The organism is Nostoc sp., from assembly GCF_054880495.1.
The window spans coordinates 1-16301 of record NZ_JBTYKD010000247.1 but is presented as its reverse complement, the minus strand read 5'-3'; the positions used below and the strand labels follow the sequence as shown (position 1 = coordinate 16301).

The following is a 16301-nucleotide window of genomic DNA, read 5'->3' as shown; positions in this document are numbered from 1 at the left end:
ATAATCATTGATATTTCTCCAGAAAAAGTTCAATCTTTGTATAGTTGGGGTCTTGTCGAGATAAGTGGTGCGATTCGCTCAGTCTAAATCTATCACTACTTGAGTTTCAACCTCTTTCATACCAATCAGATAGCTAGGGATTGGTTAGTAGTTAATCTACCGCAAAATTGGGCTACCGTGATGATGAACTAAATATTAGTTACTACCGAGAAACTAAAATACATTTGTCGCTGTGGATTGTGCCTTTTAGTTAACCCACAGCGACAAATGTAATGAAATTTTAACATTCTGGCGATCGCTCAACATCGAACTAGCTATAAATGTTATAAAATCGTGACATTTTGATCCCAGAAAGGCTGATAAATTCGTGAAACAGGCAAAAAACCTACCTATTACCCCTTGATCCCTAGATATGCTTAGTGGTTAATATTGACTTAAGAAATAGAACTTCTCCGATCCCAAAGAAATGCTGATTTTGGCATAACCAGGAATTGAAAGGAAGTTACCTCAATTTAAAAACAGACTAAAAAACTTAAAAACTGGCCAAAACCAGGAGTCAGGAATAAGAAATTCATCTGGAGTGGATGAGATTTTATATAGCATTCTTTAACCAGGGGAAATCATTTACCACTTAAACTACTGGAGGCCAAATTAATGGCAAAAGAACGCCCGCCACTAGAAGAGATGACCTTACGCCAACTACGCAAAGTTGCTAGCGAATGTAGCATCTCTCGCTATAGCCGAATGCGTAAATCACAACTGCTGGCATCAATACAAGAAGTCCAGCGCACCAAACTTTCACTCAGTCCATCTCGTTCATTGGAGGCACAGGAAACCGTGGAAGCTGCAAAGTTTGAATTAGGTCAGGAAGATCGTACTGGTGGATCTTTGGCTGATGTTGATGAAGGACTCGCAGATTTGCCATCTGGGTATGGTGATAGCCGGATTGTACTCTTACCGCGCGACCCTCAGTGGGCTTACACTTACTGGGATATTCCCAATGAACATAAAGAAGAACTGCGCCGACAAGGGGGACAACAACTCGCACTACGGATTTATGATGTCAGCGATATCAATATCGAATACCAAAGCCCCCACAGCATTCAAGAATATCCTGCTGATGAACTAGCTAGAGAATGGTATATACCAGTTCCAGTTAGCGATCGCGATTATGTGATCGATATCGGCTATCGTGCTGCTGATGGCCGCTGGTTGGTACTTGCTCGTTCTGCTAGAGTACACATTCCTCCCGTCTATCCTTCTGATTGGATTGAGGATGTATTCGTCACTGTAAATTTTGAAGAAGATTTGCGTGGCAAGACTCAATACGAATTAGTTCCCCCTGCCAAGAAGATCGCAACCGCAGCTACCGCCAATGGTAATACTGGTAATGCTGTTGTGAATGGCAATGGCAACCCCATCTACGACGAAATATTTGGTTTAGCGGAATCTCCCGAAGCACAACGGGTTGCTGGTTCTATCTTCGGCTCGCAGCAAGCTTTAGCGCGTCCTGAACAAAGCATTAGTTCCTACATTTTCCCATCTGGTGTGGGTCTGTGGGCAGTTCCCACGGTATCTGGTTTAACCGCTTCCGGTGCAGGAATGTCAGGTGTTGGCTTCTCGGCTTCCGCCGTACCAGTGCGTCCGCGCCAGTTCTGGTTAATTGCCGATGCTGAATTGATAGTCTACGGTGCAACCGAACCCGATGCTACTGTAACTATTGGCGGCCGTGCAATTAAGCTAAATCCAGATGGGACATTCCGCTTCCAGATATCCTTCCAGGATGGTTTAATTGACTATCCGATTTCGGCTGTAGCTGCTGATGGTGAGCAAACCCGGTCAATTCAGATGAAATTCAATCGTGAGACAGCATCCCGAAATACTAACACCAAAGAAGAAGCTGTTTTAGAATGGTTCCCTTAAGTTTTGGATCTGAGATTAACTCCAGACTAAAATTTTAATTTATTCCCCGCTATAGTAATCCTATAGCGGTTTTTTTGCATTATATATATGTATAGGACTAGCCCTTTCAAGGTGTCTGTTTTTAGGTATTATTTTTGGGATAGAATTTTAGCTGTAGAAACATGGGGTCGTTTGGAAGGACGAGTACGTTTTAGTATCCTTGTTGTCTTTTTTGGTGCGCGAGGATGGGATGCAAAAACAACTAAATTAACGTGAGCTGCCAAATCTCGAAGTATGTTGGTCAGTTCAATTAGATTCATTTGTGCAAAAACCTTCCATTCCTTTGGAGGAATTGCAATCATCATGCCACGATAAGTTCCACGAATTTCATCAACGAGATAATAGCTTGAAACTTCTTGCTCAATTTTTTTAATGCCGTGAACACTTCTGAGAGCAGCTAGGACGACAGAAAGGATATTATAAGAAACCAAAGCAACACAAAAAGCAAACATAGCAGCTTTAGGATAACCGAGGGTTTTAATTTCGCAATTAAATATTTCAGTTAAAATCTGGAATAAAGTTTCTATAGTCCAACGTTTACGGTAGATTTGAGCCACAACTAAAGCATTAGCAACCTTTGTGGAGAGATTAGGTAACCAATCTGGTAAGCTTCCGTTTAAATGCCGAATAATCGCTTCCAGTGAAGCTCCTGTCTCCCTGACTAATTCAGCGCTTACATCAGTTTCCATTGCATTTAGCTTGTTATAGACAGAAGTAACTCAAACATTCATTTGTGCCTAGTAAAGGTTGTTGCAAGAAAGCAAAAAGTTTGGGGACAAACATCACTCTATTTCAAACTTTCCGTTGAAAAGCACCACACGCCAACCATCAGGGTCTTCAATCGTTACGCTTTTGCCTTTCCAATACGGGTTTTCTGGCTCCACTTCAGGATATCCCAGACTGGCGAGACGGTTTTTGATTTCCGCTATTTTTTCTAACTCAGGTATATAAAGTACCAGTAAGTTGTCTTTTGTTGGAGCAGGACAAGGACTTCCACTTTTATGAGTTGTAAATTCTAAATGATATTGAGCGTTGGTTCAAGGATTTAGGTAAACGCCCTAGATTCAAGTCAATCAGACATTATTCAGGGTGGACATATCCAGCCAAAACTGGCTACTCCGTTGAGTCTGACAGTGAAAATGGTTATCTGAATTTGTCTAAGATTGGGCGTATTCAGATGCGTGGACAGGCTTTGCATTGGGGAAAACCAACTACTTGCACTATCGTTTACCGCAATGGGAAATGGTACGCATCTATTACAGTTGATATTTTAGATCAAGCTCTAAAACCAAAGATTTTACCCATTGGTGCTATCGGCATTGATTTGGGATGTAAATCTGCTTTATCAATTACTGACGGGGAGAATCATCAACAAATTGACGCTCCCAAGTTTTTGAGAAACGCAGAATACCGTGTGAAGAAAGCGTCTAAGGATAAACGACGCAAACGTGCGCCAAATAGAAAGAAAAAAATTATTGCTTCTAGACGGTTCAAAAAAGCTCAATTAAAAGTTGGTAAGCTCACCCGCAAGGTTGCAAATCAACGTCACAATTGGGTACACCAAGTTGCAGCAGAAATAATCAGCAGTAATAGCTTCGTTGCAACTGAAAAGCTAGAAGTAAAGAACATGACCCGTAAAGCGCAAAAAGGCAAGCGTAAAAAACAGAAGGCTGGACTAAACAAGTCGATACTTGATGTCGGATTTGGAATGCTACGCAGTACTATCAAATACAAAATACAACAGATTGGTGGTCTATTCGTAGAGGTTCCAACCCGTCAGGTAAAGCCTTCTCAAACCTGCCCTAAATGTGGAAACCAACACAAGAAAACACTTGATGTCCGAGTGCATGAGTGTTTTGTTTGTAATTATCGTCAGGATAGAGATATCGCTGCTGCCCAAGTAATGCTTTATTGGGCTAAAGGTACTCTACCGGGGGCAGGAACTGTCCTCGTAGGCGCTGATCTTACTAGCTCTACCTCACGCACCCGCAAATACGCAGGAAGTATGAGGCAACTGGGGGAAAAGAAGCGTCAGAAATCTCAAAGCAACTTTGCTAAAAACAAGTTAGAGGATGTAGAAACCTCTAACTCAGGCGAAGCCAGTTAGAGGTAGTTCATCTGATTGTTTCTACTTTACATATCTAGCAGAAGCCACATAGACGCATACTCCTACAGAGAAGGAAGCTACGCAGAGCGTCTGGTAGAGAAGCAGCTGTCAAAAGGCATCGCAGCCACTTCAAAACTGGCAATTGATTAAGCTTTAGCCAAGTTTTTAGCAGCAAAGTCCCAGTTCGCCAAATGTTCTAGGAAGTTCTTGATGAACGCTGGACGGGCATTTTTGTAGTCAATGTAGTAGGCGTGTTCCCAAACATCCAAGGTTAGGAGTGCCTTCTGTCCATGAGCTAGTGGATTTTCTGCATTTGGTGTCTTAATCACCTTCAGCGTACCACCATCATCAATCAGCCAAGACCATCCGCTACCGAATTGAGTTGTGGCGGCGTTAGAGAATTCTTCCTTGAATTTGTCAAAGCTACCGAAGTCTTTATCAATCTTGGCTGCAAGTTCACCAGTGGGTGTACCGCCACCTGCTGGCTTCAAAGAATTCCAAAAGAAGGTGTGGTTCCAAACTTGAGCAGCGTTGTTAAAGATTCCCACCTTAGACGAGTCTTTGAAGGAAATTTTAATCACCTCTTCCAGAGACTTATCGGCAAGTTCCGTACCTTCAGTCAGCTTGTTGAGGTTGTCTACATAAGCTTTGTGATGTTTGCCATAGTGATACTCGAAAGTCTCAGCTTTCATGCCATATTGCTCTAGAGCATTCTTTTCAAAGGGGAGTGGTTCTTGTACAAATACCATTGTGTAAAATCCTCTCTTGATCGGTTTCCAGTCTTAAACTATTGCAGAAGCTTCGGAAATTAACAGCTTTTGTTTCTGACAGTTTTATGTCCTTAATTATGGGAGATAAAACTTAACATCGTCATTCTACTACTAAAGTGAAGATCAAGTGAAGATGGAAAAAAGTAGTTAAATGATAAATCAAATCGCTATGAATTCCTGACTATAAATAAAAATGGCTAATATTTCAGAGCCAAAGACTGATAATTAATTAGCATTTAACAATTAAAGCTTTCATACTTCTACCTTTGGTAGGATTAATTGCGAGGTGAAAAATCAGTCGAAAGCAAGATTATTTAAATATTAAATAATCTAATATTTATACTATAGGAATCACATTTGATTTCTGAAAAAATCTCGGTACTCTTGTAGTGAACCGTCTAGGCTAAAATGTTCCAAAAAATTGTAGGTTGGGGAGCCACTGCGTTGCGCGGGTTTCCCGCGTTGTAGCAAGTGGCGTTGGAGGCTTTGCCAAAGCCAACATCCTGATAATCAGTTGGGTTGCGCTCCGCTCCACCCAACCTACGTCTACTTCTAATGCACTACTTTAGCCTAGAGGGTCAACTATGTGCATTTCAAAAATCAAATACTAGTCCTATAGAATGATTGTCAATAAAGATAGGCAATACTGAAATTATCTATTTTATTTTTAAATGGAGTTTTGAGGATGGTAAGTGAATAATCACCCACCACCCTTTGAAACTAAAAAACTAACAGTAAATTGTGATAATTACCACTGAGATAAACGCTCTCGGTAATAGTTAACGATTTGTGCCGTGACTTCAGACACATCCAGACCATCGGTTTGGACTTCGATCGCATCCGCTGCTTTTTGCAAAGGAGAAATTTTGCGTGTACTATCTTTCCAATCACGTTCGGCAATATCCCGTTCCAGCTGCTCTAAACTTACTTGGGGTTGACCTTGTTTGTTAAAGTCTTGCTGGCGGCGACGGGCGCGTTCACTTACAGAAGCGGTTAAGAAAATTTTCACTTCGGCATCGGGGAACACATGAGTACCGATATCCCGGCCTTCAGCTACTAATCCACCTCTTTTACCCCAGTTTTGCTGTTGTTTAACTAGTGCTTGACGTACAGCGCTTTGTGCCGCGATCGCCGATACTAGAGATGTTACCTCAATCGTGCGAATTGCCTGCGTAACATCAGTACCGTCAATCCAAACCCGCACGCTCGATTGTAAATCTTGGGTAGGAGTAAGTTCAATTTTACACTGATTAGTTAATTCGGCGATCGCACACTGATCATCAATAGCAATTCCCTTTTGCAATACTAACCAAGTGACAGCCCGGTACATCGCTCCTGTATCTAAATACACTAAGCTCAGACTTGCTGCCACTTGACGCGCCACTGTAGATTTTCCCGCACCGGCTGGACCATCAATGGCAATGATCGGTTGGCGATCGCGCAATATAATATTGTCAATCAAACGTGTAGCACCAAGACGAGCTGCGATCGCCAACATTCCTTCCTCCTCAACTTTTTCTAAAGACATCAACGTAGTCGGTTCAACCAATTCAATATATTCCACTAAAACCGTGCTGACCATTGCCACTTCTTGCTGTACTATTGCGATCAACTTGTTGCTATTGCGATCGCCAGATCGAAACGCAGCTTCAGCCCGTCGCAAGCCTCGATATAACACCGATGCTTGCTCTTTTGCCCTCACTGTCAAATATTGATTACGAGAACTGAAGGCAAGACCCGACGCTTCCCGTACTATTGGACAAGCAACAATTTCTACTGGCAAATTTAAGTCAGCTACTAAGCGTTTAATAATTGCCACTTGCTGACCATCCTTTTGACCAAAGTAGGCACGGTCAGGCTGTACCAAGTTGAAAAGTTTGGTAACAATCGTAGCAACACCCTGAAAGTGACCTAGCCGAGAACGACCACACAAGCCTGTGATCATAGCAGATGGAGGGATAACTTGTGTAGCCTTTGATTCTGTTATACTTTTTTGCGAAACTGCCATTTCTTCAGGAGTCGGTGCAAAAATGGCATCTACCCCAGCTTGTTCGCAAAGTTGTTGATCTAGCTCTAAGGTGCGGGGGTAGCGTTGATAATCTTCATTGGGAGCAAATTGCAGGGGATTGACGAAAATACTCACAATCACCGTAGAATTTTCTTGCCGCGCCCGTTGAATCAAGCTTAAATGACCTTGATGCAAATTTCCCATCGTTGGCACCAGACCGACTGCCGTCTGATACCAGCCAGTCATCTCATCTACTCTCAGATCGTCAGTAACTGCAATCAGCTTGTTTTCTGAGCAGCGTTTAGTTAAATAGCAGCGTAAAGCTGCGACTGTTGTCAGCAGGCGCACAAAAATACCCCTAGTTCTTATCGATCCCTCCCCCGTTAGTTTATAGTGTCGAAAGCAGAAAACCCAGCGGTTTCAGTCTTGGGATGAATGCATAGCACCTTTAGGTGCAGTCGGCCTTTGGCTTGGGTAGGTTAGAAATATATTTTCTAACCAAGTCAGACATAGGAACTCCCTGAAGCACCGATTCTTGCTTTAACTGGTCATACTCATAATCAGAAACTCTGATTTTCAAAATCTTTTGTCTTGAGATAGGGCTACGTTTAGGGCCACACTAACCAGCATAGTACAGGTAGAGTAACCGCTAGCACGCGACAATGAAAACTCTGGGGAGACCCCAAGCGACTGGCTAGGAAATAATAATGCTAAGAGGGTAGGGAAGAACCAAGAATCCCACGGCTACAAAAACGAGTTAATGCCGTGTTTTGGTAGCCGTGGGAGGTCAAATCTGAAATAGAGGGAACAGAGGATTGAGCTAGGGGAATTGTTATGGGGAGTAGGGAGTCGGAGATGAGGGAGATGGATAACTCCTAACTCCTAACTCCTAACTCCTAACTTCCTACTCCCTAATAATTATTTCCCTAAGACTTCAATATGTACTAGTGCCACCCCACTGCCCATCATGCCCAAAATCCGAGCCGCGCCAGCAGACAGGTCTATGACTCGACCGCGAACGTATGGACCCCGGTCATTAATTAGCACCACTACAGAACGACCATTGTGGGTGTTGGTTACACGAACTTTTGTACCAAAGGGTAAGCTGCGATGGGCGGCAGTCATTCCTTCTGGATTGAACCTCTGACCGCTAGCAGTACTATTACCACAACCATCATAGCCGTAATAGGAAGCTATGCCTCTGAACGAGATTCGCACTCCGCCAATGGAAAGTTCTTGGGGCAGCTTTGGCATTGATACTGGCAGACGCACTGGTAAATTCGCAATTTCTTTTAAGGGAGATGCATTGCCTAGCAGTCTCCGCAGACGATTGGTTACTTGCAATGCATCTTGAGCGAGATTGTTGGTGGTACCGGCTAATCGCGTATCTTCGTTGATTTCGACCAATTCTTCGTCATTAATTTTGATTATATAACGATCGCCATCTTGCTGGAGGGGGGCGCTTTTGTTTGGCGCTTGATTGACAGTGGATTTTTCCCCTGCTTTCCAACTTACGGTAATCTTACTCCCATCCACATTTTCCCGATTCAACTGGTTTATTTTAGCTGCGATTACACCAGCTATCTGAACCGGGTCATTGTCAACAGAGCTAATCTGGTTATTCACACCCGTTACGTTCCCAGTACTCACTGTCTTTAGTGAATTGCTAGCAATAAGGGCGTACGATTGTACGCCCCCAGTCTCTCCAATTACACCAACTTTTTTACTTTCAAGATTCGTATTTGATACAGAACTTAAAAATGTGAGAACGGGAATATTTTTGATAAAAAGGGTTGCTGCCTTACGTCCTCCGATGTTGTGAGGATGAATTTCTGTAATCACAGCATCCAAGGTTTGTTTTCCTGCTGTTGATTGATACTCTCCCACCTTCACTACGTCAGGGGCGGGTGATTTTTGGGATGCTAGCACATTTCCCTTGATGGTTTGAGTGCAACCGACTGTGGGTATCCCCAAAACAGTCATAAACAGGGCAACATTAGTCCAGAAATATCTTTGATTCATGCGTCCGTTTTTAAAGCGATTGTCGAACTTAAGTTTTATGATTCGCGGAATTTTTCACTTGTGAAAGTGATTTCCCTCCTGAAAAACTCGAACCCGTTCCGCTTTCACTTTCTTATTCATAACTGCAACACATTAACATGAACCTTTTGGGTTGGGGATCAGGGTTTTAGCGTAATTTTAGACAACTTGATCAAATTCCAATTCCAATTTTAAGGGCGAAACCTTTCTCAAATGGGGACTTTGGCTATGTAACGCTTTTTTTGGCAAGTCCCAAATTTCTTAAAAAAACTTTATGCTGATTGCACTCTAAGTGACGATACCCTATTGACATCACTTATAAAAGTTCCTGACTATCCGTGTATTCTAGATAACATCTATTTTGGCATTTCCTCTAAGGACATAATATAACTTTTATTAAATAACATCGGCATAAATACTTAAAATTACTTATTTAATTAAATATTTAGATTTCCCTATGAATAAGTCATGATATGAATTACATCTGAGATAATTATCCAAATTTGTTTAAGCTTTATATCTTTTTTCCAAGTTTTTCTACTTAGATTAATCATGACTTTTGTGCTCGATGACTAGACTAAAATTAGTGATAAATATAACTTGCAATCACAGTATTGCTGAGTATAAAATAAAGGGCAATACTCAACTTAATATTTTTTGTGATTAATGATCAAAAAATTAGTAAACCTTCGCGATCGCTTAGAGATACAAATACGGGTGTATTAAAAAGCACGGTAGTTGTTTTTAGCCCTAAGTAGTTGATCAAGGAGGATTTTTTACAGCAAGCTGCCTTTTCAAAAATTTTTGCAACTGTAGGGATGTGCGGCTGTAGACCCTTAGTATATATATAGGACTAGTATTTGATTTTTGAAACGCACGTAGTGGACCCTCTAGGCTAAAATAGGCAATTAGACCTAGACGTAGGTTGGGTGGAGCGGAGCGCAACCCAACTGATTATCAGGATGTTGGCTTTGGCAAAGCCTCCAACGCCACTTGCTACAACGCGGGAAACCCGCGCAACGCAGTGGCTCCCCAACCTACAATTTTTTTGCAACATTACTACCGAGATTTTTTCAGAAATCAAATATGATTCCTATATAAGACTTAAGTAAGTTGTGTAACGAAACAATAAGTCGCACATCGCGTTGGCTAATGTTTTTGAAAGTTTTATTCTCAATTTCTCAACCGAAAGCGCACTGGCATTTTATCGGACGGATAAATTAATAGGTTTTGTTGTAATTGTTCCAGGGAAGAACGACCGTTGACTAACTCCCACTCGAAGTAGCGGAGCAATAATGCCAGCATCATAGTTGCTTCCAGCATTGATAGATGCTCTCCCAAGCAACGATGAGGCCCTGAGCCAAAGTCTATCATTGGCAGTGAGCTAGTTTCCTTACTCTTGTCTAACCAACGTTCTGGCAGAAATTCCTGGGGATTAGCATAGACTCCTGGATCTCTTCCAGCAGCAAGCATTGACCAGGATACTCTTGTACCGCGAGGAATCGCTTGACCCTCAATTACAGTGTCGCGTTGAGTCTCCAACGAAGTCGAGCCTGATGCGACTGAATAAAGGCGCAGTGTCTCCTTAATAATTGCGCGAATATAAGCCAATTCCTTGAGGCTTTCTGTATTAATACAGCCAAAGCTTTGCCAAGCTTGGTCAACGATGTCCCGTGCTTGTTGAAAAACCCTTTGGTTTAAGCTCAACTCTCCGACTGCAAAGGATAAAGTATGGGCTGTTGTGTCAGTACCAGCTATTAATAATTCAACAGATTCTGCTATTAATGTTTCACGATTGTATTTTGGTTCTTTAGCAGCGATTTTGACTAACATTGATTCCTGAAACAAAGGACTTACCTGTGGTAAATCAGTCTTGTTTTGTTCTCTGATCTGTAAAGCTAAGTCTACACGGGGAGTCAGAAATTCCTCCAAATATCGCCTTCCTGCCCAATAATCTCGTGAATTTTTAGTCGGCAAATATTTCATCCATATCTTCTCGCCAGTAGCTTGTCGGAGAAACCGATAGCCTAAAATAGACATCGCTTCGTATACCTTGAGAACTTCCAGGGGTGGCCCTTCATGACTAGTACTGTTTCTATCCGCAGGAATGCCCAGTACTAGACAAGAAATCACTCTCATTGTTAGTTCTACAAACAGAGGATCTACTTCAACTTCTTTTGGTGGCGCTGCTTCCTTGAGTGTCTCAATTACTTGTTCGCAGGCAAGGCTAATCATTTCTACATATTTGGAAAGACTGCTAGAACTAAATTCTGGGTTCCAAGCCTTGCGTCGCCACTGCCACTCAGTCCCAGTTTCTCCGATTAGAATGGGACTACTGATGTCGTTCCAAGCTTTGCGTAATTGCTCAGACCTGATTAAGCTACCATCTTTCATTCCATTGACAATAGTATTTTCGATAATTTTTGGTTTACTTAAAATGACAACTGGGTAGTTGCCATTCCAAATAACATACATCGGGCCTAGCTGTTGACTCCAATCAAATATTTGCCGGAATAATTTCTTCTGTTTCACTGCTGCTAATATTTGAGGAAGATTTCCTAACAGCCAGTGTTTGGGAGGAGAAGGGAGTGATTGTAGCGATTTGTATGCGTTCTTTTGTTTCCACCAGCGCCACCCAATTGTTCCCGCTATGCTAGTAACGCCTAAGACTGTTGCTAAATATGGAAGTGAGTCAGAATAAGCAATCTGAGCAGTAATGTCTTGCAACATGAATTCTCCTTTATCCACCAAAAACTTCAGATTACCCAGATACTACCTTATTGTTTCCCAATTCGTTCAGCCTCTTTTCATCCTCGGAAATTAATATTAATAAGATTGAAGATAGTTTTAATGACGAATAAATTTATGAATATTAGTCTTATTTTGTTTCAAATTATGACCTATCAACTCAGCACCATCAAGACCTTCATAACCTTAGAAACTGGGGTGATTGCAGATGACGGCTAGGGCGTGTTTTCAAACTGGTTTTATCCTAAAAAATAGGCGATCGCAGGCATAGTGTGTTAATGAATCGAGGCGAGTTAAGTAACGAACAGTGGGAGAAGTTGAAACCGTTACTTCCACCCCAAAAACCCCAAACTGGCTCCTCTTGCATTACCTCAACTCTGTCCTCTAACGCTGCTAGCCCTTCAAGAATCTCTGCTATCACCTTGCTGCTATCAGGTAGTGATTCAGGGATGAGATTGCTGCTATCACTACCTGGTTCACTGATAGCAGCACTACTAAGAAAGCTTGCTATTAGTTCCTGTAATACCTGTAAAATAGCCTTTGTGTGTACCCTGGCGATGTAAGGTAGACAGTTCCTTCACTGCTGTAACTAATGCTGTGGGGACGCGAATCATTTGGCTTGCAGGGGTTTTTTCAGACATAGTGCTATCAGCTATTGCTAGCAAGTAAGTGATATCAGATAGCAATAGATGAATAGCGATCATTAGATTCTTCCTCCCCTGCGCCCCCTGCTTGCTAAAGCGATGGGATATTTTTTTAGTTGGAAGTCCCTTAATCGCTGTTTTTTCGGTTCGGGTTCTTCAGATACGGGTGGTTTTTGGCTTTTTTCTCGATGCCATAACTTTTAATTTGTCACTGCACATTAAGTTTAGTGGTTGCGGTTTGCACTTACATACTAAAATTTGTTTAAATAAATAAAATACAACAAAACTTTTTTGCAATAGGTCTAATAAATAGAAAATGCCATGCCGTTAGAAACTCTGCTCCATGAATCAGAAGTTACAGTAACTGGAGCAGGTGGATTTATTGGTTCACACTTAGTTCGTAAACTTCTCAACTTAGGAGTATCGCGATTGGTTGCTATCGATCATCTGCGGTATGGAACCTGGAAAAACCTTGCCGATATTGCCCATCATCCAGCCTTGGTTCTCAAAGAAGTAGATTTTGCTCAACTTGATATCGATGAATTAAAGAAACTTCTGGGTCAAACAAATTTTCTGTTTCACTTGGCGGCTGAGAAGCATAATCAGTCAATAGGTAGACCGGAACTGGTCATTGCTGTCAATATTGCTGGGACTCAACGCCTTTTTCAGGCAGCAGCAGCAGTTGGAGTTCAAAAAATTGTCTTCACATCATCCCTTTATGTTTATGGGCGCATGACTCCTCCAGTTATGAAGGAAGTAGACTTGCCTCAGCCACGGACAATTTACGGAATTTCCAAATTAGCAGGCGAACATCTGCTGCGAGTAATTGAGTATAGCAATAGCGTTACTCATTGCTCCCTGAGACTCTTCTTTGTCTACGGTCCTCATCAGTTTGCAGGTCAGGGTTATAAATCGGTCATAGTATCGAACTTTGAGCGGATAATCAGGGGAGAATCCCCAGTTATTTATGGAGACGGGGAACAGGTACTAGATTATGTGTTTGTTGATGACGTAGTTGAAGCGCTTATTAAGGCCGTAGTTACGTCCAGCAAGGCCAGCCCACTTAATATCAGCTCAGGTCAATTGGTATCCATCAACCAATTAACAAATTTAATGTTGGAAATTTCAGCTAACAAGATGCGACCCATTTATAAACCGGCTGATTGGACAGCAGGCACCATTAGAACTGGCGACAATACTCTGGCTCGCACTCAGCTGGATTGGTATCCCAAAGTATCTTTAAAGGAAGGCTTGGCGCAAGTTTATGTTTGGATGAAAACAAACGGTTGAGAAAAATTTAATATTAGGCTAGATATTCAGTTGCATAAACCTAACTTGAAAAGGAATGAAAACATTGAGCCTTGATTTGTCGCTAATTGTCAGTTGCTATAATGAAGAAGATAACATTTTAAATTTAGCGAAAAGCTTATTAGCGGTTTTTGTAAAGTGTGACATTTGCGGGGAGATTATTCTAGTAAATGATGCCAGCAGTGACCAGACTCGTCAGCTTGTTGATTCTATAGTAAAAGCTCATTCAGAAATTCGGGTTATTCACCATGAAAAAAATTGCGGGCTATCGGCTGCATGGGATTCGGGTTTAGCGCTGGCGCAAGGTACTTATGTATGTTTCATGGATGCCACTCTGCAACATCCTGCCGAAGAGATCGAACACCTTTATCGCGAACTACTGTTTCGGAATGTTGATTTAGTACAAGGAGTTCAGAGTTGCATCGCTCCGTTTTGGGATAGTCGCTATTTTCTTCACCGTGGCTTGAATGTCATCTTAAATTTAGCTTTTGGTATGCGTGCTACTGATAACGAATCAAAGTTGGCGCTTGCCTTGCGCGATACTATGAGCGATGTTCTCAGCCGAAATCATCAATATCACGAGTTCCATACTTTTATTCGTGTCGCAGCAGAAGCCAAGGGGTATAAGGTACACGAAGTTGAAATATTTGAAAGCAACACACAAAGTCACTTTTCTATTCCCAAAAAATCAGCCCAGCTAATTCTTAAGGTATTTATTGACATCATCAAAGCCTTAGATGAGTACAGATTTCGGAAAAAGTCACACGAGCCGTTACAGGAATTTTTGAGGTACAACTCTCCTTTAAAGGAACCCCAATATTCCACGGGTTGGCGGCGGGTATTATTCGAGCTTTATTTCGCGACAATGCCGTTTCATAAATGGATGATCACTAGGCGATCGCGAAAGATGTATTTTGATTTGAAGCGTACAGAATGGTTATCTAGCAAACAGATTCGCGAGTTGCAAATCAAGCGCCTGAAACGTTTGATTCACCATGCTTATTATCATGTTCCTTACTATCGCAACGCGATGGAAAGCTTGGGAGTGAAGCCTAGTGATATTCAAACCTTAGATGATATTACTCGCCTACCTTTATTATCAAAAACAGATGTTCGGTCTAATCTATACTTCGACCTGTTCAGCGACACTCATAGTAAAAAAAATATGTTGCGGATCGCCACCAGTGGTTCTACTGGACAGCCATTTGTAACATACGCTGAACAAACTCAGTTAGAAATGCGCTTTGCGACGACCTTACGATCAATGGAATGGACTGGCTGGCGCTTTGGCGATAAGCAGGCTCGTCTGTGGCATCAAACCATTGGAATGTCGTGGAGCAAAATAATTCGGGAAAAGCTTGATGCGTGGTTTATGCGTCGCTTGTTTATTCCTGCTTTTGAAATGCGTGACAATAATTTGGAAGTTTTTATTAAAAGGTTGCGAGATTACAAACCATTGCTTGTAGATGGGTATGCCGAGAGCCTAAATTTTCTGGCATACTATGTCAAGCAAAATAACATAGATGCTTTTAAGCCTATAGCTATCGTATCATCTGCTCAGACCTTGCCCGAACAGTCTCGAAAGACTATTGAAGAGCGTTTTCAAACAAAGGTTTTTGATAAGTATGGAAGTCGAGAATTCTCTGGTATTGCCTACGAGTGCGAGTACCATGACGGTCATCACATTATGGCTGAAAGCTACATAGTTGAAATTCTTAAAGATAATCGTTCAGCACAGCCTGGTGAGGTGGGCGAGGTGGCAATCACTGATTTAAACAACTTCTTAGTTCCGTTGATCCGCTATCGAATCGGGGATCTGGCAACGGCAATGGATAATTCTAAACCCTGTGCTTGCGGACGTTGTTTGCCGCGTATTGGCAGAATTGAAGGGCGCGTCCAATCCATTGTATTCTGTCCTAACAGAACTTGGGTCCCTGGAGCATTCTTTAGTCACTTTTTTAAAGATTATGACTTGGTGATCGAGCAATTTCAAATTATCCAGCATCAAGTAGATATTATTGATTTAAAGGTCGTAAAAGGTTGGCAGTTTAGCGAGAGTGTAATGGAAGATATACTTGAGCGACTTAAAGAATTTCTTGGTCAAGAAATGTTTATTAATGTTCAATATGTAGAAAAGATTCCGCTTGGTCAAACCGGAAAAAGAACATCAGTTCTTTCCAAACTTAATTTTGATTTTCAGGATATTTGTGACCTAACGGGACTTGACCCCTAACTCATATCTTGCAGGAAGACAATGTAGGCTAGACCCTATGAAAATAAACAGATTCGGCAGGGCAGAAATCCTTAGCCCCGATCAAATTAATCTCCTATTTAACGAGGGCTTTGTCAACCCACGCGATCGGGCTTTGTTTGGGGTGTGCCTTTATGCTGCTTGCCGAATCAACGAAGCTTGCACTTTGGCATGATTGACCGGAATATTGAAGAGTCGCTGGATCTTTATTTTCAACAGTGTGCTGTGATGGTGAATTGCCAAGACTTAGCGGTGATGGCGGCTACCCTTGCTAACAGAGGTATTAACCCGATTACCAAAGAACGGGCGGTAGATAAGCGTTACATCAAAGATATTCTGAGTCTGATGTATAGTTGTAAAAAATGTAAACAAATATCTAACAACTTTTACTTAGGAAGTTTTACCTTCACTGGGGAAACTACAATCCCCTTTATCCCTTGGGCAAACGCTTCAGGGATTGCTT

11 protein-coding genes and 2 pseudogenes are annotated in these 16301 nt (G+C 41.9%); 6 read left to right on the top strand and 7 right to left on the bottom strand.

What is annotated here, in order from left to right:
- Positions 1-654: 654 nt before the first annotated feature.
- The gene (locus tag ACYTXL_RS23205; protein ID WP_461922041.1) at positions 655-1923 is read left to right on the top strand and encodes a DUF4912 domain-containing protein; all 1269 of its coding nucleotides are present in this window, start codon (positions 655-657) and stop codon (positions 1921-1923) included.
- Positions 1924-2051: 128 nt separating this feature from the next.
- Here the strand turns inward: ACYTXL_RS23205 and ACYTXL_RS23200 are convergent, their stop codons facing one another.
- A complete protein-coding gene (locus ACYTXL_RS23200) occupies positions 2052-2651 on the bottom strand; it encodes a hypothetical protein (RefSeq protein ID WP_461926780.1) in 600 nt (199 codons plus the stop codon).
- A gap of 93 nt (positions 2652-2744) precedes the next feature.
- Positions 2745-2936 (bottom strand): annotated as a pseudogene (locus ACYTXL_RS23195) (VOC family protein); the annotation flags it as partial.
- 38 nt (positions 2937-2974) lie between these two features.
- Between ACYTXL_RS23195 and ACYTXL_RS23190 the strand changes: the two are divergent.
- Positions 2975-4069, top strand: coding sequence for an RNA-guided endonuclease InsQ/TnpB family protein (locus ACYTXL_RS23190; RefSeq protein ID WP_461926781.1), 1095 nt, complete (start codon positions 2975-2977; stop codon positions 4067-4069).
- Positions 4070-4215: 146 nt separating this feature from the next.
- Here ACYTXL_RS23190 and sodB read toward each other — a convergent pair whose 3' ends face one another.
- From sodB to ACYTXL_RS23165, 5 genes are all read right to left on the bottom strand, one after another.
- Positions 4216-4818, bottom strand: a complete 603-nt coding sequence (sodB, locus tag ACYTXL_RS23185; RefSeq protein WP_461926779.1) for a superoxide dismutase [Fe] — start codon at positions 4816-4818, stop codon at positions 4216-4218.
- Between the two features lie 769 nt (positions 4819-5587).
- Positions 5588-7195 (bottom strand): bifunctional pantoate--beta-alanine ligase/(d)CMP kinase, encoded by a 1608-nt coding sequence (locus tag ACYTXL_RS23180; RefSeq protein ID WP_461926778.1) that lies wholly within the window; start codon positions 7193-7195, stop codon positions 5588-5590.
- 570 nt (positions 7196-7765) lie between these two features.
- Positions 7766-8869: a septal ring lytic transglycosylase RlpA family protein gene (locus ACYTXL_RS23175; RefSeq protein ID WP_461926777.1), complete on the bottom strand. Its 1104-nt coding sequence runs from the start codon at positions 8867-8869 to the stop codon at positions 7766-7768.
- Positions 8870-10060: 1191 nt separating this feature from the next.
- Entirely contained in the window at positions 10061-11617 is a 1557-nt protein-coding gene (locus ACYTXL_RS23170; protein ID WP_461926776.1) for a cytochrome P450, read from the bottom strand.
- Positions 11618-12129: 512 nt separating this feature from the next.
- Entirely contained in the window at positions 12130-12339 is a 210-nt protein-coding gene (locus tag ACYTXL_RS23165) for a hypothetical protein (protein ID WP_461926775.1), read from the bottom strand.
- A 261-nt stretch (positions 12340-12600) separates the two neighbouring features.
- Between ACYTXL_RS23165 and ACYTXL_RS23160 the strand changes: the two genes are divergently transcribed.
- From ACYTXL_RS23160 to ACYTXL_RS23145, 4 genes and pseudogenes are all read left to right on the top strand, one after another.
- On the top strand, positions 12601-13569 hold the full coding sequence (locus ACYTXL_RS23160) for an NAD-dependent epimerase/dehydratase family protein (protein WP_461926774.1): 969 nt from the start codon (positions 12601-12603) through the stop codon (positions 13567-13569).
- Between the two features lie 55 nt (positions 13570-13624).
- On the top strand, positions 13625-15820 hold the full coding sequence (locus ACYTXL_RS23155) for a glycosyltransferase (protein WP_461926773.1): 2196 nt from the start codon (positions 13625-13627) through the stop codon (positions 15818-15820).
- Between the two features lie 37 nt (positions 15821-15857).
- Complete coding sequence (locus ACYTXL_RS23150) at positions 15858-16013, top strand: hypothetical protein (RefSeq protein ID WP_461926772.1); 156 nt, start codon at positions 15858-15860, stop codon at positions 16011-16013.
- A pseudogene (locus ACYTXL_RS23145) lies at positions 15998-16301 on the top strand (glutaminase); the annotation flags it as partial. The gene ACYTXL_RS23150 and the pseudogene ACYTXL_RS23145, both read left to right, overlap by 16 nt.

Excerpts from the sequence above, each read along its gene's own strand:
- ACYTXL_RS23175 (WP_461926777.1), bottom strand. The coding sequence starts at position 8,869 with ATGAATCAAAGATATTTCTGGACTAATGTTGCCCTGTTTATGACTGTT.
- ACYTXL_RS23170 (WP_461926776.1), bottom strand. The coding sequence starts at position 11,617 with ATGTTGCAAGACATTACTGCTCAGATTGCTTATTCTGACTCACTTCCA.
- ACYTXL_RS23205 (WP_461922041.1), top strand. The coding sequence starts at position 655 with ATGGCAAAAGAACGCCCGCCACTAGAAGAGATGACCTTACGCCAACTA.
- ACYTXL_RS23160 (WP_461926774.1), top strand. The coding sequence starts at position 12,601 with ATGCCGTTAGAAACTCTGCTCCATGAATCAGAAGTTACAGTAACTGGA.
- ACYTXL_RS23150 (WP_461926772.1), top strand. The coding sequence starts at position 15,858 with ATGAAAATAAACAGATTCGGCAGGGCAGAAATCCTTAGCCCCGATCAA.
- ACYTXL_RS23200 (WP_461926780.1), bottom strand. The coding sequence starts at position 2,651 with ATGGAAACTGATGTAAGCGCTGAATTAGTCAGGGAGACAGGAGCTTCA.
- ACYTXL_RS23155 (WP_461926773.1), top strand. The coding sequence starts at position 13,625 with ATGAAAACATTGAGCCTTGATTTGTCGCTAATTGTCAGTTGCTATAAT.
- sodB (WP_461926779.1), bottom strand. The coding sequence starts at position 4,818 with ATGGTATTTGTACAAGAACCACTCCCCTTTGAAAAGAATGCTCTAGAG.
- ACYTXL_RS23165 (WP_461926775.1), bottom strand. The coding sequence starts at position 12,339 with ATGATCGCTATTCATCTATTGCTATCTGATATCACTTACTTGCTAGCA.